Origin of the sequence: Streptomyces sp. MNU76, from assembly GCF_020982545.1 — a bacterium.
Taxonomy (GTDB): Bacteria; Actinomycetota; Actinomycetes; order Streptomycetales; family Streptomycetaceae; genus Streptomyces.
Genome location: NZ_JAJKLK010000024.1, coordinates 504,453 through 526,174, shown reverse-complemented (window position 1 = coordinate 526,174; position 21,722 = coordinate 504,453). Strand labels below are relative to the sequence as shown.

17 protein-coding genes and 2 pseudogenes are annotated in these 21,722 nt (G+C 69.5%); 10 read left to right on the top strand and 9 right to left on the bottom strand.

Translation table 11 applies throughout. From position 1 onward, the window contains the following. Nucleotides 1–5 precede the first annotated feature (5 nt). From E4N62_RS40615 to E4N62_RS40595, 4 genes and pseudogenes are all read left to right on the top strand, one after another. Nucleotides 6–908, top strand: a complete 903-nt coding sequence (locus tag E4N62_RS40615; RefSeq protein ID WP_230222822.1) for a geranyl diphosphate 2-C-methyltransferase — start codon at nt 6–8, stop codon at nt 906–908. Nucleotides 909–1,054: 146 nt separating this feature from the next. Beyond that, nucleotides 1,055–1,424: pseudogene (locus tag E4N62_RS40610) on the top strand (MerR family transcriptional regulator); the annotation flags it as partial. A 292-nt stretch (nt 1,425–1,716) separates the two neighbouring features. After that, the gene (locus E4N62_RS40605; RefSeq protein WP_230222820.1) at nt 1,717–2,343 is read left to right on the top strand and encodes a TetR family transcriptional regulator; all 627 of its coding nucleotides are present in this window, start codon (nt 1,717–1,719) and stop codon (nt 2,341–2,343) included. A 414-nt stretch (nt 2,344–2,757) separates the two neighbouring features. Continuing rightward, nucleotides 2,758–2,982: a hypothetical protein gene (locus tag E4N62_RS40595; protein ID WP_230222818.1), complete on the top strand. Its 225-nt coding sequence runs from the start codon at nt 2,758–2,760 to the stop codon at nt 2,980–2,982. A 2-nt stretch (nt 2,983–2,984) separates the two neighbouring features. Here E4N62_RS40595 and E4N62_RS40590 read toward each other — a convergent pair whose 3' ends face one another. The 4 genes from E4N62_RS40590 to E4N62_RS40575 all read right to left on the bottom strand — a co-directional run bounded on the left by E4N62_RS40590 (nt 2,985) and on the right by E4N62_RS40575 (nt 5,914). Continuing rightward, nucleotides 2,985–3,620, bottom strand: coding sequence for a TetR/AcrR family transcriptional regulator (locus E4N62_RS40590; protein ID WP_230222815.1), 636 nt, complete (start codon nt 3,618–3,620; stop codon nt 2,985–2,987). Between the two features lie 135 nt (nt 3,621–3,755). Continuing rightward, nucleotides 3,756–4,295 carry a GNAT family N-acetyltransferase gene (locus tag E4N62_RS40585; RefSeq protein ID WP_230222813.1) on the bottom strand — a complete coding sequence of 180 codons (540 nt, stop codon included), beginning with the start codon at nt 4,293–4,295 and terminating at the stop codon, nt 3,756–3,758. Between the two features lie 193 nt (nt 4,296–4,488). Continuing rightward, nucleotides 4,489–5,412, bottom strand: coding sequence for an NADP-dependent oxidoreductase (locus tag E4N62_RS40580; protein WP_230222811.1), 924 nt, complete (start codon nt 5,410–5,412; stop codon nt 4,489–4,491). A 106-nt stretch (nt 5,413–5,518) separates the two neighbouring features. Further along, nucleotides 5,519–5,914 carry a MerR family transcriptional regulator gene (locus E4N62_RS40575; protein ID WP_230222809.1) on the bottom strand — a complete coding sequence of 132 codons (396 nt, stop codon included), beginning with the start codon at nt 5,912–5,914 and terminating at the stop codon, nt 5,519–5,521. A 255-nt stretch (nt 5,915–6,169) separates the two neighbouring features. Between E4N62_RS40575 and E4N62_RS40570 the strand changes: the two genes are divergently transcribed. Further along, nucleotides 6,170–6,574: a type II toxin-antitoxin system PemK/MazF family toxin gene (locus E4N62_RS40570; protein WP_230222807.1), complete on the top strand. Its 405-nt coding sequence runs from the start codon at nt 6,170–6,172 to the stop codon at nt 6,572–6,574. Between the two features lie 659 nt (nt 6,575–7,233). Here E4N62_RS40570 and E4N62_RS40565 read toward each other — a convergent pair. Beyond that, the gene (locus tag E4N62_RS40565; RefSeq protein ID WP_230222805.1) at nt 7,234–8,655 is read right to left on the bottom strand and encodes a non-reducing end alpha-L-arabinofuranosidase family hydrolase; all 1,422 of its coding nucleotides are present in this window, start codon (nt 8,653–8,655) and stop codon (nt 7,234–7,236) included. Nucleotides 8,656–9,058: 403 nt separating this feature from the next. On the opposite strand from E4N62_RS40565, the gene E4N62_RS40560 reads away from it, so the two are divergent. Further along, on the top strand, nt 9,059–11,710 hold the full coding sequence (locus E4N62_RS40560; protein WP_230222803.1) for an RICIN domain-containing protein: 2,652 nt from the start codon (nt 9,059–9,061) through the stop codon (nt 11,708–11,710). Between the two features lie 305 nt (nt 11,711–12,015). After that, on the top strand, nt 12,016–13,470 hold the full coding sequence (locus E4N62_RS40555) for an RICIN domain-containing protein (protein ID WP_230222801.1): 1,455 nt from the start codon (nt 12,016–12,018) through the stop codon (nt 13,468–13,470). An 87-nt stretch (nt 13,471–13,557) separates the two neighbouring features. Here the strand turns inward: E4N62_RS40555 and E4N62_RS40550 are convergent, their stop codons facing one another. Next, the gene (locus E4N62_RS40550) at nt 13,558–14,811 is read right to left on the bottom strand and encodes an SLC13 family permease (protein ID WP_230222799.1); all 1,254 of its coding nucleotides are present in this window, start codon (nt 14,809–14,811) and stop codon (nt 13,558–13,560) included. Between the two features lie 108 nt (nt 14,812–14,919). Continuing rightward, nucleotides 14,920–16,041: a PrpF domain-containing protein gene (locus E4N62_RS40545; protein ID WP_230222797.1), complete on the bottom strand. Its 1,122-nt coding sequence runs from the start codon at nt 16,039–16,041 to the stop codon at nt 14,920–14,922. 171 nt (nt 16,042–16,212) lie between these two features. On the opposite strand from E4N62_RS40545, the pseudogene E4N62_RS40540 reads away from it, so the two are divergent. Beyond that, a pseudogene (locus E4N62_RS40540) lies at nt 16,213–16,968 on the top strand (LysR family transcriptional regulator); the annotation flags it as partial. A 378-nt stretch (nt 16,969–17,346) separates the two neighbouring features. After that, nucleotides 17,347–18,291: an SDR family oxidoreductase gene (locus E4N62_RS40535; protein ID WP_230222897.1), complete on the top strand. Its 945-nt coding sequence runs from the start codon at nt 17,347–17,349 to the stop codon at nt 18,289–18,291. Nucleotides 18,292–18,542: 251 nt separating this feature from the next. Here E4N62_RS40535 and E4N62_RS40530 read toward each other — a convergent pair whose 3' ends face one another. Next, nucleotides 18,543–19,508 carry a xanthine dehydrogenase family protein molybdopterin-binding subunit gene (locus E4N62_RS40530; protein ID WP_268270397.1) on the bottom strand — a complete coding sequence of 322 codons (966 nt, stop codon included), beginning with the start codon at nt 19,506–19,508 and terminating at the stop codon, nt 18,543–18,545. Between the two features lie 486 nt (nt 19,509–19,994). Then, complete coding sequence (locus tag E4N62_RS40525; protein ID WP_230222792.1) at nt 19,995–21,263, bottom strand: DUF418 domain-containing protein; 1,269 nt, start codon at nt 21,261–21,263, stop codon at nt 19,995–19,997. A gap of 213 nt (nt 21,264–21,476) precedes the next feature. On the opposite strand from E4N62_RS40525, the gene E4N62_RS40520 reads away from it, so the two are divergent. Continuing rightward, a complete protein-coding gene (locus E4N62_RS40520; protein WP_230222790.1) occupies nt 21,477–21,692 on the top strand; it encodes a hypothetical protein in 216 nt (71 codons plus the stop codon). The last annotated feature ends 30 nt before the right edge of the window (nt 21,693–21,722 follow it).

Sequence of the window (21,722 nt, the reverse complement as noted above, 5' to 3'; positions counted from 1 at the left end):
TGTCTATGACCACTGAAACGACCTCCACCCCTTCCTCCGGCACCGCCACGGCCACGGCCACCGCGAAGATCCCGGCCCCGGCGACCCCGTACCAGGAGGACATCGCCCGTTACTGGAACAACGAGGCACGCCCCGTCAACCTCCGACTCGGTGACGTGGACGGCCTTTACCACCACCACTACGGCATCGGCGCCGTCGACCATGCCGCGCTCGGGGACCCGGCGGACAGCGAGTACGAGAAGAAGCTCATCGCGGAGCTGCACCGACTGGAGTCGGCCCAGGCGGAGTTCCTCATGGACCACCTCGGCGCCGTCGGCCCCGAAGACACCCTCGTCGACGCCGGCTGCGGGCGCGGCGGGTCCATGGTCATGGCCCACCGTCGCTTCGGCAGCAAGGTCGAGGGCGTCACGCTGTCGGCCACCCAGGCCGAATTCGGCAACAGGCGCGCGCGGGAACTGCGTATCGAGGACCACGTCCGCTCCCGCGTGTGCAACATGCTGGACACGCCGTTCGAGAAGGGCAGCATCGCGGCCTCGTGGAACAACGAGTCGACCATGTACGTCGACCTCCACGACCTGTTCGCCGAGCACTCCCGCATCCTGAGGCCGGGCGGGCGGTACGTCACCATCACCGGCTGCTGGAACCCCCGTTACGGCCAGCCGTCGAGGTGGGTCTCGCAGATCAACGCCCACTTCGAGTGCAACATCCACTCCCGCCGTGAGTACCTGCGCGCCATGGCCGACAACCGGCTGGTACCGCACACGATCATCGACCTCACCCCGCAGACGCTGCCCTACTGGGAGCTACGGGCCACGTCCTCCCTGGTCACGGGGATCGAGGAGGCGTTCATCGAGTCCTACCGGGACGGCTCCTTCCAGTACGTCCTGATCGCCGCCGACCGCGTATGACCCACCCTCGCGGGGCCGAACCCGTCTCCCTACGGGCGGCCCCGCGAGGCGCAGCTCCGTCGATGAGGCGACGGCGTCCTTCGTTCCGGATCCCTCGGTGAAGCGAGTGATGTGCCTCAGTAGGTGCAGAAGGTGACGAGGAGCAGCCCGAGCGGCGCCCCAGCGGCTACCGCGAATACAACGAGGGGGACGTGGACACCGTGCGCCGCATCCGCAGCCTGCTCGCCGCCGGCCTGAAACACCGCCACCATCGCGACCGTCCTGCCCTGCCTGCGTGACGACGGCGAATGCCAGGTGCCGACCTGCTCCGACCTCCTCGCCGACCTGACCAAGGAACGCGAGCGGATCACCAAGGCCATCACCGATCTGCAGACGTCCCACGCCGCACTCGACAAGGTCATCGCCGCGGCCCCGCCGAAGCCGCAGAGCGCGCCGCAAGCAGCGCAACAGCCCGCAGCACACGGGCCTGACCGCCACCGGCCCCGAGCAGCGCTCCCACGGTCGACAACGTCCTGACCCGCAACAACCAGGTCCTGTCCGGGCGATCATGTGCGGAACGAGATGATCAGGGCTGCTGCGGAACTGTCACCGCACCGGACCGTGGCCGTGCTGCGCCTGCCCGCCCAGGACGCCTACAGCGACGCCCGTCGCCGCTACGCCGACGACGTACGTGCTCTCCCTTCAGCCCCTGGCACGCCCTGGAGGCACACCGCCCGCTGGGCTCCAGGATGCGGCCGCGGATCCGTCGGGATCCGCGTGCCAGAATGGAGAAGTCCGTTCTCCGTCCCGGTTTCTTCGAGGTTCCGCCGTGTCCCAGCCTGTCGGCCGTGTGCCCCAGCGACGCAATGCACGGTCCAACCGGGCGCGCATCCTGGCCACCGCGCGTCAGGAGCTGGGGCGGAATCCCGACATCACCCTGGAGGACCTGGCGCGCGCCTCCGGTGTCGTGAGGCGCACGCTGTTCGGGCACTTCCCCGGGCGGTCGGCGCTGCTGGAGGCGCTGGCCGAGGAGGCTGCGGAGGCGCTTCAGGCTGCCGTTGCGGTCGGGGCGGGGGCGACGGAACCGGCCGACCGGGCGCTCGCACACTTCACGTTGTCGCTGTGGCCCGTGGGCGATCGCTATCGGATGCTCCTGGCGCTGGCCCGACGGGACCTCGGCATGGACCGGGTCGCCGGGATCCTGGAGCCCGCCCGGGTCAGGGTCACGGCCATCGTGGAGCGGGGGCAGCGGGACGGTGTCTTCCACTCCCATCTGCCGGCGCCGGTGCTGAGCGCCGGTCTGGAGGCGATGACGGTCGCCCTGCTGGAAGAGGTCAACACCGGGGCTCTGGAGGACGACGGCACTCGGGTGGCCGTCACCACGCTCATCGCGGCCGGTGTGCCGGAGAAGCGTGCGCGGATCGTCGTCGACGAAGTGGCCGCCGCCGGGGCGTGAGTTCGCCCCCCACACGAGCGGTTCCGGCGGGAGGCCCAGTCCACCGCCTCGCTCAATCCCCCGGCCATCGCCGCCGTCTACGACACGGGCGAACACCTCTTCTACGGGGCGCAGTTGGTAGTCGGCACCGCGCGGTACCTCTCCCCGGAGCAGGCGATGGGGGAGGAAGCGCAACCGCCGAGTCTCCACCATCCCGAGGTCGGCCCGCGGGTCGACGCGATGGTCCTGCGGGCCCTGACGCAGGACCCCGCGTACCGCTACCAGTCCGCGCAGGTATGTGAGTGCCCCGACCCGGACGCGGCCCCTGCCGGTGACGAGGCTGGCGGTCGGGATGGACGGGCTGAGGACCTCGGGGAGCGCCGGCGAGGCACACGCCCGGAGCGTTCGGGCGACCGCCCGCCTGTCCTACGCGGAGTGTCGAGCGCGCTCGGCGTGCAGGTGTCGCAGGGTGACGAGTCCGGCCGGATCGACGCGACCGCGAGTCTGCCGCTCGTCGGTGATGTGACCGTGAGCGCGGCGGTCTCGGCGGCGAACGGCAACCGCGCCGGCTTCACGGATGTACGTGCGGAGCAGGGTGAGCTGCCCCCCCGCTTCACGGGCAGCTCGGTCACGTTCCGCCCGGACTCGTCGTCCGGATGAGGTCAGTCGAGGTCGGGCAAGGGGCGCCGGGCGACCTCGTGGGCCTCGTCCGCCGACAGGCCCAACATGCGCATGACCATCTCGGCGAGATGCACCGCGGCCTCGTCGCCGTCCACCTCTGGGCGGGTGAACCGCAGCTCCACCAGGGACAGCAGGGTTCCGCCCAGCGCTGACAGGGCGACCACCGGGTCGGGAGTGGTGAAGCGGCCGGAGGCGATGCCGACCTGCAGATCACGCAAGGCGCGTCGGGCCAGCCCGTTGTCCGAGTGGATGTACCGGAGGCCGCGGTGGCGCAGGACCTGCATCAGCTCCGGGTGCGAGTCGGCCATCCGGGCGCTGAGCCGGAAGCCCGCTGCGACCAGCTCCGCCGGGTCGTCGATCCCCGCCAGGCGCTCGTCGAAGGCCTGGCCGAACTCCTCCAGGGCGTCCACCACCGCCGTCTCGAACAACTCCGCCTTGGAGTCGAAGTGGTTGTAGAAGGAGCCGAAGCCCACGTCCGCGCGCTCGGCGATGGCCTGGATGCTCGCGCTGGTGTCACCGCTCTCGGCGAGTATCTGCCGGGCCGCTCGCACAAGAGCCCTGCGGGTCTCCGCGCGACGCCGCTCGAACCGGTTGCCGGGAAGGGCTGACGTAGACATGCGCAGAGTCTAACCGCCGGGACGATGGCGATCACAGTCCTGATGAACTCATCATTTCCTGCCAGGTTGCAGCGCTCGGTCTCGCCCTGACACTGCGCGGTCAGGGCGAGACCACGGAAACTGTCGAGCACGAGCTCAATCAGAGGACATGACAGCGGGCCGCATGCCCAGCCACTGCTCGGCATCCCAGGCATGGAACCGCTCCACCTCGGTGAACCCCAGCTTCGCCGCGAGGCCCATCGAGCCGACGTTGGCAGTCTGGGTGTGGAGCACCAGCGGCTCGCCGGGAAGGACGCCGTCGAACCAGTCGAGTGCCGCAGAGCACGCCTCGGCGGCGTATCCGAATCCCCACACACGCGGCAGGAACAGGTAGCCCAGATCGACCTTCCCCGCAGCAGCCGGGCGACTGTGCTCCGGTGCTCTCCTGAGCAGGACCTGGCCGATCATCGCCCCATCAAGATCAACAACGAAACTCCCCGGCCGCCGCCCGGGCACCTCGGGCATCTCGCGCTCCAGCTCGTCACGCGGGCGCGGGCCGCCGAGGTAGATGTGCACCTCCGGCGAGGCGTGCAGCTCGATGAACGCCGCACGGTCCCGGGCCTCGGGCTCACGGAGTACGAGCCTCTCGGTCCTGATCGGCGCAGGGGGCCAGGCGACGGGTCCCAGCTCAGTCATGTCGGCCAGCCAATCAGCACACTCGGCAGCGATCAAGGCTCGCAGACCGATCAAGCCACCGGCCCGGGTGCGGGGTACGTCCGAACATGCTCAACCCCGTACCGGTGAACGTGCTCAGTCGATGACGCGCTGACCCACGGGTTCTCGTCGGTCCGCAACGGACCGTCGACGGCGTCAGGCAGCCGGGCACTTCTCATGCCACCTTGATGGCGACCTTGCCCGAGGCGTGACCGTTCTCGACGGCGGCGAGGGCGGCCGGGGCGTCGGACAGCGGATGGACGGCCGTGATGACGGGGGCGAGGACTCCGTCGAGGGCCAGCCGGGCCGACCGCTCCAGGTTCTCGCGGTCGACGCGACGCTCGACGAAACGCCCACCGAGACCGAGCACAGACATGTCACCCACAGCGATGACGTTGCGGGGATCCCGGGCCAGCGGAGCGACCGTCCGCAGCGAGGCCCCTCCGACCAGGTCGACGATCCCGTCGACGCCGTCCGGTCCCAGCTCGCGTGCCGCGGCGGTGACGTCCTCGGCGGTGTAGTCGATGAACCGCACCCCGACGGCCTCGGCGTGCTCGCGTTTGGCGGCACTCCCGGTGCCGATCACATGCAGCTCGCGCCCGACAGCCAGCCCAGCGACGGCGAGGCCGACCCCGCCCCCGACCCCGTTGACCAGGACCGTGGCACCGGCCGGGAGGCCGAGCTGGTCGAGCACGTCCACCGCGGTCGTCCCGGCCACTGGCAGCGTTGCCGCCACGGTCGCGGACAGGCCCTCCGGGATGCGTGCGGTGTTCGGCGCGGACAGCACCGTCGTCTCGGCGTAGGTGCCGCCACCGGTGAGCGCGAAGCCGAAGACCGCGTCACCCACCTCGAGCCCGTCGACGTCCCCGCCTCGGGCGAGAACGGTTCCGGCTGCCTCCATGCCCAGCACGCGGGGAAACGGACGCCCGCCGTCGAGCCCGTCGACCAGACCTGAGCGCAGAAAATGGTCGAGGGGATTCACGCCGGCGACCTCGACCCGGATCAGCACCTCGTCGCGGCCGGGGACGGGGTCTGGACGATCGAAGAACTCCTGCACCTCGGGCCCGCCATACCTGCCGAAACCCCACGCCTGCCCCATCTTCCGCCGCCTCTCGTACGACCGACCCGGTGCTTCCGGGCGTTGTCGCCATCCTCACCTCTGACATTGGCGTAAGGGGCAACCGGCCGAGACGCAGATCACAGCATCAGGCCGTCCGCGCCATCGGCTCCGGGCCCGTGGACAGCTCCGCCCGGTGTCGACCGTTGGCCCTGATCAGCACGTCGAGTGCATCCCGGGTCTCGATCAGGTGCGCGATGTCGGCGTCGATCCGGTCGCGCTCGCGCATCATCGCCGTGAACGTCTCTTCGGCGACGCCCAGGTCGCCCGGGACGTCCACACACGGCAGCACGGTCGCGATCACCCGGCTGGACATACCCGCACCGAACAGCTGTCGGATGAGCGACACGCGCTGGACGGTGGCATCGGAATAGTGACGCTGTCCCGCGTCGGAGCGTGAACTGGTCAGCAGGCCCTGCTCCTCGTAGTACCGCAGGGAGCGCGGACTCACGCCCGTGCGCTTGGACAACTCGCCTATCCGCATCCTTGAGAGCGTACGCCCCGTTATCAGGTCGCCGGTCGTGTCCACCACGAGCATGGCCTGCTCGTCCGTCAGATGCTCCGCGCGAAGCGGCCCACGATCCGCTGGATCAGGCCCTCGAATGACTCCGGCCGGCCGGCCCGGTCTACGCTGTGACCTTCGACCACCGCATGATCTCCAGTCTTCACACACCGATGATCAACGGTGGCCGCACCCGTTTCCACAGCGCCCTCACCACAGATCACGCCAGGAGGACATATGCGACACGGCGAAGTCTGGTGGGCCGAGTTTGATGAGCGTCGGCCGGTCGTGCTGCTGCCGGGTGACGAGGCGTCCGGGTACCGGGCGATGCAGGTCGTCGCTCCGGCCGGCGTCGACATCAGCGGTCTGGGCGTGGAAGTGGCCGTGGGCGCCGCAGAAGGACTGCCCTTCGAAGGCGTGCTGCGGTTCGCGCTCCCGCGTCCAGGCTTCACCCCGTGCACGTGGCTGACCACCGTCTCCCGGGACGACCTGATCGAGCGGGCAGGCGTGCTGTCCTCCGTGAAGCTCTGCGAGATCGAGGACGCCCTCCGTGTTGCTGGACAGCCGCAGGAGTGGACCGAGACGGCAGCCGCGAAGCTCAGCGGGATGAAGGATGCCCTTCGCCTCGGTGGGCTGGAGTGAGCGGTCAAGGGACGGACGCCGCTGCCCGCAGAGCCGGACCGTTCCAGACCGCCCAAGACGGCTGATGAGATGGGCCGTTGACGGCACCTGGAAACGCACGCGCGACCGTTTCCGAGCCCGACGATCACGCGCTCGGACGCTCCCGTGGGGCCATGCGTATCGCGTGTACTCCTCCCGAGTAATCCGCGGGCATCTTCGCCGAAGGCCACCCCAGTGACAGATCGACCAGTGCTCCATGGAGCCCGCTGTTCTTCCTCCCAGCCTGTTCTCGCCGGAGAACTTCCCCGTCTTCAGCCGACTGCCCGGATTCTCCGGAAAGGGCTCGATAATGGCCACCGGCTATGGCCACATCGCCGCACACGGCGCTCGCCCAACAGACCATCGAAGGCCTGGACTTCGTCCGTCCGGACCGGTTCGGGACCAGGTGGCCGCCTGACTGCCGCCGCCACGGCGGCCGTGACAACTCGGGCGGTACAGCGCTCCCGTAGGCGCTGAGCGCGAACGCGCCCCCGTCTCTTCGACGGGGGCGCGTTCGTCCTCTTCGTCGGGCTGAGGTGGACCAGGCTCCCTCAGGAAGCCGATGACTGGCCCACGCGGTGAACGGCTCGCCTACACGTCGGCGGAGCTCGCCACACCGTGATCACCGCGGATCGGGCGGTTCAGCGCTGCAGGGTGAGCAGGCCCGGCCGGTACGGCAGTTCCACGTAGGGGGTGCCCGGCGGTGTGTTGGGGGACAGGCCCTGGTACAGGAACTGCAGGTTGCAGGGGTCGATGGTCATGGTCTGGTCGGGGTTGTTGCGGACCAGGTCGCCGTGGCTGATGTCGTTGGTCCAGGTGGCTCCGCTGTTGGCCTTGCCGGCGAAGGGGTTGGACTCGGTGGCGGCCTGCGGGGTCCACGGACCGTTCAGGCTGGAGGCCGTGAACGAGCGGAAGAAGCGCTGCTCGGTCGCCCCCCGAGCCTCGACGATCATGAGGTACTGGTTCTGGCCCTGGACCTTGTAGACCTCGGGTGCCTCGAACAGGTTCTTCACCGTGTCGCTCATGACCGTCGTGTACGACGAGCCGAAGCTGGCCGGGAAGTTCCCGATCGGCATGGTCGACTTGTAGATCTTGCCGTTGTCACCGGCGAAGAACATGTGCATGTTCTGGCCGTCGGCGATCATGGTCGGGTCGATCGCACTGCCGTCGGGGAGGCTGCCGGTGAACAGCGGTTGCGCCGCGGACCAGCCGTTGGGGTTGGTGGGGTCGCTGGAGGTGCGGTAGACGAAGGGCCACTGGGTGCCCCACCCGTTCGAGGTCAGCACCCAGATGTTCTTGGGCGCGAAGTAGAACAGTTTGGGAGCCACCGCACCCTGGCTCATGCTGGTCTGTCCGGCCGACGCCATGTCCGACCAGTTCGTGAAGGGGCTGAACCCCATCGAGCGCCAGTTGCCGTCGGAGTACGTCGCGTAGACAAGGTGCTTGCCGTTGTACGTCGTGGTGGTGAAGTCCTTCAGCGCGAGCCACCCGTTGGCCGGCTGCGCCAGTGGGCCGGTCGAGCTCCACCGGTACGTCGAGGGAAGAGCGCACGAGTTGGACGCGCCGGCCAGGCCGGTCCACTTCTGGTTGTTGCTGCCGGCGCAGTTCCAGAGCTGCACCGCCGTGCCGTTGGCCGTGGCGTTGCCTGACACGTCCAGGCACAGCCCGGATTCCACGGCGACGATCGTGCCGTCGGGGTTCGCCCGCCACTGCTGGTTGGTGCCGCCGTTGCAGGACCAGATCACCGGGCGGGTGCCAGCCGTGGTGGCGTGACCCGGGACGTCCAGGCACTTGTTGCCGTACACGGTCAACTGGTTGCTGTCCGTCAGCGTCCACTGCTGGTTGGTCCCGCCGTGGCAGTCCCAGATCTGCACGTTCGTGCCGTCGGTCTGGCCGGCGCCCGACACATCGAGACATCGGTTTGAGGCAACGCCGCGCACGGCGCTGGTGGTGGCTGCCTGAGCCGGGCCGGCGACGAGCACCGCACCCAAGAAGGCCAGGGCCGCGGCCGTGGCGGTGAGTACTACGGACAGAGGTTTGCGGCGGGAGGTACGTCTGCGCATGGGGACCTCGTCATCCTCGAGTGAGCGGTTCTGGTGGCCTTGGACGGAGGCTGTGCGACTGCCGATGTGATGCGACTCTGGCACATGTTCGACATATCGAACTCAGGTCGGAATGTCGATCAAGGTGAGATAATGAGAGGACGGACGAACGGCGTCAATACTTCTCACATGATTCGCGCCCCGGGCCGCGCGTCGCCACGACTCCCACGCGCGGGGGTGCGCGGCATCGGACGGCCCAGACGCTGACCAGCGCCTGCCGCACCACGAGGTGCCCTGAAAAAAGTTTCCGGCTCGAGGCAACCCTGTGCGGGGCCTGCGGCAACAAGGGAGCGGATTCGGTCAGTTCGGCTGGCCGGGATCCGGACTTCCTCTGGTGAACAGCGTGCAAGGAGAACCTCCCCTCATGGACAACCCCACGAACGGCGGGCGCCGCGGGCGTCATCGCCGTCGCTGGACCGCGACCGGTCTGTTGCTCGGCGCGCCCGCTCTCGTCGTGCCGTATCTCCTGTTCGCGCAGGAGGACTCACAGGCCGCGACGATCGACTCAGGCGCCTACTACCGGCTGGTCTCGGTGCGCAGTGGCAAGGTCCTGGACGTCAACGGTTTCTCCACCGCCGACGGCACCCGTATCCAGCAGTGGACCGACCAGAACACCGCCAACCAGCAGTGGAAACTGAAGGCCGCCGGGGACGGCTACTTCGAGCTGGTGAACCGCAACAGCGGCAAGGTGCTGGGCATAGCAGGCAACTCCACGGCTCGGGCGGCCGCCGCCGAGCAACAGACCGACAGCTCCGCCACCTCCCAGGAGTGGAAGGTCGACGAGGTGAGCGGTTCCGACGCCGTCACCCTCACCTCCCGCAGGAGCGGCCAGGTCCTGGATGTCTCCGGGGGTTCCACGGCCCAGGGCGCGGCGGTCATCCAGTATCCGGGCCACGGCGACACCAACCAGCAGTGGAAGCTGGTGAAGGTGGCCGAGACCCAGGCCTCCCGGGCCGCCGGGGAGCAGACGACGGCCGCGGCCGGGCCGTATGTGTGGAAGAACGCCCAGGTGGTGGGCGGCGGTTACGTCACCGGTCTGGTGTTCAACCAGAAGGAGAAGGGCCTGTTGTACGCGCGCACCGACATGGGTGGCGCCTACCGCTGGGACACCGGGGCCGAGCAGTGGATCCCGCTGACCGACTGGCTGGGTGAGAAGGACTGGAACCTGCTGGGCATCGACTCGCTGGCCACCGACCCCGTCGACCCCAAGCGGCTCTACCTCGGCGCGGGCACCTACACCAACAGCTGGGCGGGCAACGGCGCGATCCTGCGCTCCACCGACCGGGGCCGCACCTTCCAGCGCACCGATCTGCCGTTCAAGCTGGGTGCCAACGAAGACGGCCGCGGCGCGGGCGAACGACTCGTGGTCGACCCCGCGGACAACAGCACCCTGCTGCTGGGCACCCGCAAGAACGGCCTGTGGCGCAGCACCGACCACGGCGCGACCTGGCGTCAGGTCTCCTCGTTCCCGGTCAAGGACGGGGCGGGCAGCGGCGGCGGTATCTCGTTCGTGACGTACGGCAAGGCCGGCAGCAAGACGGTCTACGTCGGTGTCGGCGACAAGTCCACCTCCCTGTACCGCTCCACCGACGGCGGCAGCAGCTGGCAGGCCGTCGCCGGGCAGCCCACCGGCCAGATGCCGCAGCACGGCGTGCTCTCTGGTGACGGCTCGCTGTACCTGACCTACACCAACGCCCTCGGCCCCAACGGCGTGACGGCGGGCTCGGTGTGGAAGTACACGCCGGACCGCGGGGTGTGGAAGGACATCTCCCCGTCCCAGGGCAACTACGGGTTCTCCGGTCTGGCCGTCGACCCGCGCAAGCCCTCCACGGTGATGGTCACCACCCTCGGCCGCTGGTGGCCCGAGGACGAGATCTACCGCACCACCGACGGCGGCACCACCTGGAAGGCACTGGCCGACAAGTCGAAGCGCAACGCCTCCGCCGCCCCTTACGTCGGCACCCACACCGGACACTGGATGACGGCCCTGGCCATCGATCCCTTCAACTCCGGGCACGTGCTCTATGGCACCGGCAACGGCATCCTGCGCAGCACCGACGCCAACGCCTCCGACAGCGGCGGTACCAGCCACTGGGGCATGGGCGCCCGAGGGCTGGAGGAGACCGCGCTGCTGGACGCGATCGCCCCTCCCGGCGGCGCCACCGTCATCACCTCCATGGGCGACCAGGGCGGCTTCCGGCACGACGACCTGACCAAGGTGCCCTCCGGGCGGCTGAACAACCCGATGATGACCAACAGCACCGACATCGACTTCGCCCAGTCCAAGCCCTCGATGATGGTCCGCGTCGGCCGTGGCGGCAAGCAGGACGGCGCCTACTCCACCGACGGCGGCACCAGCTGGACCGGCTTCAAGGCAGAGCCGGTGGCCGGCGCCCAGGACGGCCACATCGCGCTCGCCGCGGACGGCTCCACCATCGTGTGGACCGAGGCCGGCCAGGCCCCCTACCGCTCGACCGACAACGGAGCGAGCTGGTCCAAGGTCAACGGCCTGCCCACCGACGCCGTGGTGGTCGCCGACCGCTCCACAGCCAAGACCTTCTACTCCCTGTCCGGCGGCAAGCTCTTCGCCAGCACCGACGGCGGCGCGACCTTCACCGCCCGCGCCACCAGCCTGCCCTCCGGCCGGCTCACGGCCGTCCCCGGCATCGCCGGTGACCTGTGGATCGCCGGCGGTGACAAGGGGCTGCTGCACTCCACCGACGGCGGCCGCACCTTCACCACGCTCAACTCGGTGAAGTCCGCCTCCGCCCTCGGCTTCGGCAAGGCCAAGCCGGGCACCTCCTACCAGGCCCTGTACCTGATCGGAACCGTCAAGGACGTCACCGGAGTCTTCCGCTCCACCGACAAGGGCGCCACCTGGCTCCGCGTCAACGACGATGCCCACCAGTGGGGCGCCATCGGCGGCGTCGGCGTCATCACCGGCGACCCCGACACCTACGGCCGCGTCTACATCGGCACCAACGGACGCGGCCTCCAGTACGGCGACCCGTCCTGACCCAAGCGCCCAACTCAGGCGGCGGGGCCGCAGGCACAACTGCCTGCGGCCCCGCCGTGGTTGAAAGAGCTCGCTTCGTCCCTGCACGAGTCCTTCTGGTCGCTCTCCGACTTCTGCGGAACATGGAATGTCTGCGGCAGACGAAAAGGTACTTGAGGGAACCAAGGCTCCTATTCCTCTCCGAGCATGAGCACTTTCATCCGCTCACCTGTTGGCACAGGGCAGCTATGTGACTGACCTTCATGCGTGACATCCGGCGCTTTGGAGTCCGCACGGAGAGCCGCCCCCCGACCGGGAGTACATCCATGTCGTCAGGAAGACTGTCCCGCCGCACCTTCCTGGGGACCGCCACCGGCGCTGCCGCCGCCACGGTGCTGCCCGTCGCGCCCGCCTTCTCGAGCCTGGTGTCCCAGGCGGCGGCCGCCGACCCGCACGCATGGCAGATGGGCCAGCAGGCCGTCTCCTACCAGCGGATCCACGAGCATGTGAAGTCGCTCCAGCCGGACATCGTCATGATCGACCACGGTGCCCTGTTGGTGCCGTGGATCGGCGACGCCATCTGCTTCGAGGAGCCACTGGGCGTCTCGGCGCCGGCCGGCAACACGTATGCCGCCACGCAGGGGCAGACGATCAGCAACGGCTGGTTCTGGCACCCGTCCACGCCGACCGAGGGCCTGATGAGCAAGGACGCGATCCTGTCCCATCTGGCGGACCTGGAGCCGAAGTACACCTCCTTCATCCTCAATTGCCCGCCCAACCGCAACGGCAGACTCGACAGCAACATCGTCAACCGACTCGCCGAAGTCGGGGCGGCCTGGAGCCCCGACACCTCCCGCCCGCCACTGCCGACGCAGATGCTGCGCGCCGAGCACCCCGTCACACCGGTCAGCGCCTACGCGACCGCTTTCCGCACCGGCGAGGGACCGCTCCACGCCATCGACGGACTGAGCGACAGGAACTACGAGACCTGCTGGTCGACTTGGGGCCTGTCCCCGGCCCTGCCCCACTCGATCACGATCGACCTGGGCGGGGTGTGGAGCAACGTCTCCACTCCGGAGTACCTGCCCAAGCAGTGGGGCCGCACCGACACCACCGACGGCGACATCACCTCGTACACCGCCTCCACCAGCACCGACGGCACGAGCTTCACCCAGGTCGCCACCGGCACCTGGGCCGACGGACGCGCCCCCAAGGTGGTCGAGTGGCCCGCCCGGAACGTGGGCTTCGTACGGATCCAGGCCAACGCTGCCACCGGCGGCTACGCCAACACCGGTGGCCTCCACATCGGCGGCCGGACCGCCAAGCCGGCCCTGGTGTCGAGGGTCCTCCCGGGGGACGGCACGATCTACCGCATCGTCAACCGCAAGAGCGGCAAGGTCGTCGACGTGTTCGACTTCGGCACCGCCAACGGCACCAACATCCAGCAGTGGCCGTGGCTGAACAACACCGCCCAGAAGTGGACCTTCGCCTCCACCGGCGACGGCTACTACGAGATCAAGAACGTGAACAGCGGCAAGCTGATGGAGGTGGCCGGACTCTCGCGGGTGGACGGCGGCAACGTCTTTCTCTACGCGGACAGCAACGTTCCCCAGCAGCACTGGGCGGTCACGCCCACCGGCGACGGCTACCACTACGTCACCAACCGGTTCAGCGGGCTGTCGCTCAACGTCGACTCGGGCTCGACCGCCGACGGGGCCAACGTCAACCAGCTCACCTACACCCGCGCACCCATGCAGCAGTGGCGGATCATCGCCCTCTGACACCCCGGCAACGGGCGGCGCCTTCACCGACGACGGTCGTCGGTGAAGGCGCCGCCCGTTCCCCCGGAGCCTTCGTCGGTCTCGGCGCTATGACCAGGGCAGGACCAGGGCGCCCCAGGCGACGACGGGGCCGAGGGCGACGATTCCGCCGGTGTAGCCGATGACCTGGCGATAGAAGCGGCGCGCGTCCACACCACGGGCGTTGCTGAGGACGAGTGCTCCGTTGGTCGAGAAGGGAGAGGTGTCGACGATCGTCGTGGAGACGGCGAGCGCGGCGATCAGTCCGACGGCGCTGAGATGACTGGAGAGCAGCAGCGGTACGGCGATGGGGATGATCGCGGTGAGGATCGCGGTGGAGGAGGCGAAGGCGGAAGTGATGGCCACCGTGAAGCACAGCAGCAGGGCGACGGCGAGCGGGGCGCCCAGGCCGGCGGCGTGTTCGGAGATCTCCTCTATGATGCCGGCCTTCTCCAGCATCGCGATGTACGTCATCATGCCCGCGACCAGGAGCAGGGTGGACCAGCTGACGCCGTCCACGGCCTTCTCCTGTCGCTTCATGTCCACCAGGGCCAGCAGGGCGCCGGCAGCCAGCGCGAGGAAGCCGATCTCCAGGTGGAGGCCGAGCGCGCCGACGACGAGGGCCACCAGAGAGGCGAGGGTGAGCCACTGCCGCCAGTCGGGCCTGCCGGAGACGGCGAGGTCCTCGTCGTCGGCTGCCTCCGCGGCGCCCTCGGCCAGCGGCGCGGGACGCTTGGCGAGCAGGACGTAGGTGAGGAGCGAGAGCAGCAGGTTGATCACGAAGCTGGCGCTGAACAGCGCCGCGGCGGAGACCTGCAGATCGGTCTTGTCGACCAGGCCGAGCACCAGCGCACCGGAGACGGCCAGCGGGGAGAACGCACCCGCGTGCCCGCCGCTGATCACCATCATGCCGACGACCAGCGGGTTGAGCTTGTAGCGGTAGGCGAAGTTCATGCCGATCGGCGCGAGGATCGCCACCGCGGCCGGGGTGAACGTACCGAACGCCGTCAGCAGGGCGGCCACCAGGAACAGCACCCAGGGGATCAGCGCGACCTTGCCACGTACCAGCCGCACCCCGGCCGCGACGAGCCAGTCGATGGTGCCGTTGCGGCGGGCGACGGAGAACAGGTAGGTGACGCCGACGATGGTGACGAAGAGCTTCGCCGGGAACCCCTCGAAGATCTCGTCCTCGGTGAGGCCGAGCGAGGCGGTGCCGACCACGAAGGTGGCGACGAAGGCGAGGATGCCCAGGTTGATCGGCAGCACGGTGCCGACCACGAACATCACCAACAGGGCGCCTATGGAGATCACTTCAGCAGACATCTTTGTCCTTGGTGCGGCGGGGACGGGGTGGCGCGCCCCGAGGGCGCGGGGGTATCCCGGCGTGGACGGCTGGAGGGCCGGCCTGACCGAGGTGACGTTCGTCGCGGCTCAGGCGGCTTGCGGGCTGCCTGCTTGCGGTACGTAGATTCGGGCGTCGGCGAGCAGACGGGCCGCGCGCTGCACGGTGACCCGGTGCGGCACGCCGTCCCTCACATCGGTGCAGCGGACCGCGACGACGCCGGCGGGCGTGCCGAGGCGCAACCACTCGTCGGTCGGGCCGCCTGTGGTCCGGGAGACCACGGCCCCCTCCAGCAGCCCGGCCGCCGCGACGGCGACGGCGGAGGTCAGGCCGATCGCGGGATGCGGGGCGTTCATGCTGAGCATGCGCACCGACACGTCGTAGTCCTCGGCGGCGACCGGTTCACCCAGGGTGGTGGTGTAGGGCACCGGCGGGCCGACCAGGCCCACCTTGGGCACCGCGTCCCCCGGTTCCTCACCGGGCTGGAGCAGCCCCATCAGCGGTGCGGCGGTATGACGGACGGTGCGCAGCCAGGGGACGTCCGCGCTCATCCGCTCCAGTGACTCGGCACCGGTACGCCCGGCACTGGCGGCGTCGACCAGGACGACCGGAGCTCCTGCGGTCACCATGCTCACGCGTACCGGTTCGCCGGCGCCGGCCCGCAGGTCCTGTGCGGCCCGGCCGGTGGGGAGCAGCGAGCCGGTGGCACCACCGGCCGGGTCGCGGAAGGTGAGGCCGACCGCGACCCCGCCGGCACGGGTGCCGGGTACCGTCTGGCGTCCGAAGTGGTGCACCACGCCTCCGGGGGTGTCGACGATCCCTTCGAGGACCGCGCCGGTATTGGTGTTGTGCATCACCACGCGCGTCCGGTCCCCGGTGACCGGAACCATTCCCTTGGACACCGCGTACAGGGCGACACCGGTGGCGCAGTTGCCGCAGTTGCTCGTCCACTCCACCGAGCCCGTTCCGATGCCGACTTGAGCGAACAGGTAGTCGATGTCGACGCCGGGCTGTGCTGAAACGCTGACCACGGCCGCTTTCGAGGTGGTGGGGGTTGCCCCGCCCACCCCGTCCAGTTCCACGGGATCGGTGGCGCCGTACGCGGAGACCAGCAGCCTTTCGAGGTCGCCACGGTCGGCAGGGACTTCGACCTGGTTGAACAGCCAGCACTTGCTTGTGCCGCCACGCACCAGGGTCGCGGGAATGTGCACGTCTGAGGCTCTTCCTGGATCAACGGAGATAGGGAGAAGCGCCGAGGCAGCGGTTACGGGCGCATCGCGGGCCGGTGACCGCTCGGCGATTGCGGAGACCTTCGCAGAGGCATGACTTCGGAACAATCGCAGTTCGCTTCACCTGGGTTTAGCTGAGCTAAAGTCGTCTGCATGCTCAACGTGCGCCGTCTGTTGCTGCTCACCGAGGCCACCGAACGCGGTTCACTCACTGCCGCGGCGCAAGCCCTCGGCATGACCACCTCCGCCGCCTCCCAACAGATGTCCCTGCTGGAGCAGGAAGCAGGGCAGCCCCTCATCGAGCGGCTGCCACGTGGTATCCGCCCCACCCCGGCGGGTGCCGCGCTGGCCGAACGCGGTCAGGCCATCCGCCGTGAACTGCGCGCAGCGCAAGCCGACTTGGACTCGTTCAGGGCCCTCGACCAGGGCACGTTGCGACTCGGCTCCTTCCCCACGGCGAGTGCGTCCCTGCTGCCGCTCGCGCTCACCCGCTTCCGCCGCCGCCACACAGGAATCCGCATCGAGGTGCGCGCCGGAGTCCTTGCGGGGCTCAGGGAGATGCTGCACACCGGCGAGGTGGAGCAGAGCTTGCTCTGGGACTACGAATGGAACCGCCTCGACGATCCGGCGCTCACCCTCACCCACCTCCTGGACGACCCCACGGTGCTGGTCGTCCCCACCGACTCGCCCCTGCGCACACATCCGTCCGTGCGCCTCGGCGACCTCGCCGACCAGGAGTGGATCATCCGCGCCGACAACCACCCCGTCGCCGACGTTCTGCGCCGAAGCTGCCGCCAGGCGGGGTTCGAGCCGCGCATCGCCTACTCGTCGCACGACTACCAGGAGGCACAGGCCATGGTCGCCGCCGGTCTCGGTATCGCGCTCGCACCCCGCCTGGCCCTCACCAGCCGACGCAGCGACGTACGCCTCCTGCCGCTCGCCTCCGACGTCCCGGCCCCACCCGCCGCATCCTCCTCGCACGCGCCGCGGCACGCCCCGCCACCCACCCGCCCAGGCAATGGCCCGCGTCCTGCGCACGGTGGCGCAGCGATTCACCGCGCCGGACCTGCACCGCACCCAGCTCGGAGCGGTCCGGCGCGGCTGACAGTTCGACCACGAACCACGCCCCCAGGCAGAGGTCGCACGGGCCGACGAGGAACATCCGGCGCCACGGGTCCGCGTGGACCGTCCGGGCCGGCCCACATAAGGGCGGATCGTCAGGCCCTGAATAACGCTGTCCACTTCCACGACAGTTGGACCGACGACCTGACCTCTAGGAGTGGGCCCATGTCACGCACACCCATCGACATCACCATCCCCGACCTGTCGGGAAAGCGCACTGTCGTAACCGGCGCCAGCGACGGCATGGGGCTGGGGATAGCCGCACGCCTCGCGCAGGCAGGTGCAGAAGTGATCATGCCCGTGCGCAACCTGCGCAAGGGGGAGACCGCGATCGCTGCGATCCGGGCTTCCGTGCCCGTCGCGAAGGTCTCCCTGCGAAACCTCGACCTGTCGTCGCTCACGTCCGTTGCCGCACTCGGTGACAGGTTGCGCGAAGAGGGACGACCGATTCATCTCCTGATCAACAACGCGGGCGTCATGACCCCACCGGACCGACAGACGACAGCCGACGGGTTCGAGCTGCAGTTCGGCACGAACCATCTGGGTCACTTCGCGCTCGTTGCGCACTTGATGCCGCTGCTGCGGGCCGGCCGAGCGCGGGTCACCTCGCAGGTGAGCATCGCCGCCAATCAGAACTCCATCAACTGGGACGACCTGAACTGGGAACGCGGCTACGTCGGTTCGCGCGCCTACAGCCAGTCAAAGATCGCATTCGGTCTGTTCGGTCTGGAACTCGACCGACGCAGCCACGCGGGCGGATGGGGCATCACCAGCAACCTCTCACAGCCGGGACTCGCTCCGACCAACCTGCTCGCGGCGCGTCCCGAACTGGGCCGCGACAAGGAAGTGGCGGGCCGAAGGGTGATCCGCCTCCTGTCCGGAAAGGGCATCCTGATCGGGACGGTCGAAACGGCAAAGCTGCCCGCACTCATGGCCGCCACGGACCCCGACGCCAAGCCCGGAGGTTTCTACGGTCCGCGGTGGCCTGGACGCGTCGGGGGGCCTCCCGCCGAGCAGAAGCTCTACTCGCGACTGCGCAGCACGGACGAAGCCGCACGCGTCTGGGACGTCTCCGAGCAGCTGACGAAGACGGCTATCGGTGGCGTCTGAGAGGGACGCCGTGGAAGCGTCGAACAGGGCCCCGCCGAGAGCGCGGCTGCTCGCGTCCGGCGGGGCCGTAGTCGAGTCCGGCAGGTCGAGCAGCCCACCGGCGTGCGCATGGTCCTCGATGTCGAGGAAGAACTGCTCGTCGAGGCCCAGCAGATGGCCCACGTACCACCAGTAGCGGCGGGACTGCCTGGTTGATCGGCTCTCCCGAGACCCAATGAGGCGTGGTCTCGGCGTGGACGAGCGTTCACCGATCACAGGTGCTCGATCAGCTTGTCGAGGGTGATGGGCACGTTGCGCACCCGGATCCCGGTGGCGTTGTGGACGGCGTTCCCGATCGCGGCCGCCGAGCCCACCGTGCCGATCTCCCCGAGACCGCGGGCGCCGAGGCTCCTGGTCCCGACGTCCTCGCTGCCGTCGCCCAGCGGACCGGTGAGGACAGGGTCGGGCCGGCCGAGCAGGTGCACGTCGATGTCGGGGACATCGGCGTTCACGGGCACGAGATAGTCGGCCAGCGTGCTGGACGCCAGGCGCCCGGTGTCGAGCTCCAACGGGTTCTCCTCCAGCAGGGCGTGCCCGATGCCGAAGATGACGCCGCCGACGAGCTGGCTCCGGGCGGCGCGGGAGTTGATGACGCGGCCGACGTCCGCGACGGTGGCGAACCGGGTGACGCGGGTCTCGCCGGTGAACCGGTTGACCCGCACCTCGCAGAAGTGAGCGCCGAAGCTGTGGTGCACGTACCGCGGGTCGGCGTCGCCGGACGACTCGGCGAGGGCGGTGATGCCTGGTGAGTCGACAATGGCCAGCAGGCGGCCGAAGGTCATCGACCGGCCCTGGCCGTGCAGGATGCCGCGCTCGTAGCGCAGGTCGTCGGCGCTCGCGCCGTGCCACGACGACCTGTCGTCGGTGACGGCGAGCCGCTTGAGCTCGTTGATCGCGTCGCGCGCGGCGTTCACGATCAACGGCACGGTGGCGTGCGTGGCGCTGGACCCGGCGGCGGGCGCACCCTGCGGCAGCAGGGTGTCGCCGATCTCAGCCGTCACGCGCGTCAACGGGATCCCCAGGGCGTCGGCGCCGGAGATCCCCACCATGGTCGCCCCGCCGGTGCCGAAGTCCGAGATCCCGGTCGAGACCACGGCGGTGTCGTCGTCAGCAACCGGACCCGCACGCTCGCCGCCCGGCGGTGCGCCGGCACAGCAGCCTCGACGCCCCGGTGTCAGCCGATCACTGCCCGTACGGCGCTGTCGACACCGAGGGCCTCGACGGCGCCGAACCGCCAGACGCCATACACCTGCAGCCCGCACGACAGATCGTCACCGCCCAAGTCGAAGCCCATTTCGTCATGACCCCACCACGACTGTGACCGAAGGCGCTCCGCTCTCCTGCGCACACAAGAGGGCCCGCACTGTACAAGGCCACGCAGGAGGCACTCACGCCCCCGGTCAGATGGGCGAAATGGGCAAGCACCGTACGTCCCGTACGACCGGCACGGCATCGCGGTGAACCACCCGGGTACGGCGGCGGCCGCGGACTTCATGGCGTCAGCCCGAGGGCTCCATGTCGGTGCGGCGCTTTTCCGGGCCCGCGGTGCCGTCCTGTCGAGGGCGGACCGGGGCTCGGAGTCGGAGTCCGGGAAGGGGTTGACGAATTGCCCGGGCATCTCGGTGCCGAGGTGGAGCGAGGGGGCGTCCCACCCCGGCCGGGTCTCAGCGGATGTGCTTCGCCGGCTTGGTGGCGGCGTTGAGGAGGTATTCCAGGGGGCCTCGGCGGAAGAAGCGGGACCAGATCGCGGCGAACACGATCGCCCCGAGGACGAACATGATCAGCGGCACCCATGACTGCTGGGAGCCGGTCCCGGCGGGCACGGACAGCGCGGACTGGCCGAGGAAGTGGCCGACGTAGGCGGTCAGGGACATGGTGCCCACGGCGATGACCGGCTTCGCCAGACGGCGCAGTCGAGGCAGGCGGTCCATCAGCACGGTCGCGCCCACGATCACGAGGATCGCGACGCCCACGCTGCCGATGATGTCGAACGTGGTCCCGCTGTGCGGCCCGGCCGTCAGCAGCGTCGACGCCGGCATATCGGGGAACGACCCCCCGTCCGGGGGCATCGAACCGCCGGCGGGGGGCATCGAACCGGAGCTGCCGGACGACGACCCGTCTTCCGCCATGCTCCTCAACGCGCCCGATCCGGCGAGCAGCAGGGACATGCCGTACGCGGCCGCGGTCAGGGAGGCGCCGAGCGCGGCCAGCCGCTTCTGGACGGCGTGGGAGGACAGGTCGAGGCGGCCCAGGGCCATGCCCGCGATCACGAACGACATCCAGGTGAGCGCCGGGTAGAAGCCGGTGAGCAGCAGGTCGAGCACTCCCACCTCGCTGAGGCGGCGGAGCGGGTCGTAGGCGTTGATGCTCTCCTGGACCGAGGACGTCAGCAGCGAGTTCAGGAGGAACGCCAACTGCGGTGTGACGAGGGCGCACGCGGCCGCGATGATCGCGAGGGTCCTGGCACGCAGTCGCACCAGGGGCAAGGCGAGGAGGAAGTAGACCCCGTAGAAGCCGAGGATGATCACTCCCCCGTACTCCATCGCCAGCACGGTGCCCAGTGCCAGCAGGACCACGGCCCGGATCGCGATCCGGGCCCTCGCCTGGCGGCCCGCCAGGCCCGTCTTCGGCTCGCGGCGGCCGGCGAGCAGCATCAGCGAGAATCCGGCGAGAGTGGCGAACAGGACCGACGAGTGGCCGTCCGCCATGTAGCGGATCCAGCTCGCCACGCCGGTCGTGGCGGACAGCGGGGGGCCGATGTGCACGATGTACATGCCGAACACCGCCAGCGCGCGGGCCAGGTCCACCCCGACGAGGCGTCCCATCGAGGAACCGGCCGAGGCCGGCACGGCGGACTCGGAGGAGGTTCGGGGCGGCGGAGGTGAGTTCTCCGGGAAGGCTGACGTCTCCTGCGGCGGCTGTGTCTGTGTCATACGACAAACCTCGCGCGGAGTTCAGGGGGCGGGCCATCCGGCAGGCCTCGGTAACGCCCCCGCCGACCGGCGGGTACCGCCCTGCCGACCGGCGGAACCCGTCCCTGACCCGGTCCGGTGCGACCGTGCGGTGGTCTTGTCCAGCCACTCGGCGGGGGTGGACCCGACGGTTGCCGGATGGGTGCGAGGCGGCCGGGCTTCCAGGGTGGAGGCATGACACACCGTGCGCGGCACAAGGAGCTCGGCACCTCCCTCGCCTCACCAGCCGACGATCCGGGGCATGACGTGGTCCCTCGCAGGGGCGATTTCCTGGCGTTTCTCGGCCTGGTGCTGGCTGCGGGCGCCCTCGTCCTGGTCGTCGTACGCCCTGAGGCAGCCGAAGCGTTGGTGCGCGCCCTTTCCTCGAGCGCGGCCGGACTCGTCCGCTGAGGCGGCACACCATCACGCCCGGTCCGCCCG

Excerpts from the sequence above, each read along its gene's own strand:
- E4N62_RS40615 (WP_230222822.1), top strand. The coding sequence starts at position 6 with ATGACCACTGAAACGACCTCCACCCCTTCCTCCGGCACCGCCACGGCC.
- E4N62_RS40590 (WP_230222815.1), bottom strand. The coding sequence starts at position 3,620 with ATGTCTACGTCAGCCCTTCCCGGCAACCGGTTCGAGCGGCGTCGCGCG.
- E4N62_RS40585 (WP_230222813.1), bottom strand. The coding sequence starts at position 4,295 with ATGACTGAGCTGGGACCCGTCGCCTGGCCCCCTGCGCCGATCAGGACC.
- E4N62_RS40580 (WP_230222811.1), bottom strand. The coding sequence starts at position 5,412 with ATGGGGCAGGCGTGGGGTTTCGGCAGGTATGGCGGGCCCGAGGTGCAG.
- E4N62_RS40575 (WP_230222809.1), bottom strand. The coding sequence starts at position 5,914 with ATGCGGATAGGCGAGTTGTCCAAGCGCACGGGCGTGAGTCCGCGCTCC.
- E4N62_RS40570 (WP_230222807.1), top strand. The coding sequence starts at position 6,170 with ATGCGACACGGCGAAGTCTGGTGGGCCGAGTTTGATGAGCGTCGGCCG.
- E4N62_RS40565 (WP_230222805.1), bottom strand. The coding sequence starts at position 8,655 with ATGCGCAGACGTACCTCCCGCCGCAAACCTCTGTCCGTAGTACTCACC.
- E4N62_RS40560 (WP_230222803.1), top strand. The coding sequence starts at position 9,059 with ATGGACAACCCCACGAACGGCGGGCGCCGCGGGCGTCATCGCCGTCGC.
- E4N62_RS40555 (WP_230222801.1), top strand. The coding sequence starts at position 12,016 with ATGTCGTCAGGAAGACTGTCCCGCCGCACCTTCCTGGGGACCGCCACC.
- E4N62_RS40550 (WP_230222799.1), bottom strand. The coding sequence starts at position 14,811 with ATGTCTGCTGAAGTGATCTCCATAGGCGCCCTGTTGGTGATGTTCGTG.
- E4N62_RS40535 (WP_230222897.1), top strand. The coding sequence starts at position 17,347 with ATGTCACGCACACCCATCGACATCACCATCCCCGACCTGTCGGGAAAG.
- E4N62_RS40525 (WP_230222792.1), bottom strand. The coding sequence starts at position 21,263 with ATGACACAGACACAGCCGCCGCAGGAGACGTCAGCCTTCCCGGAGAAC.
- E4N62_RS40520 (WP_230222790.1), top strand. The coding sequence starts at position 21,477 with ATGACACACCGTGCGCGGCACAAGGAGCTCGGCACCTCCCTCGCCTCA.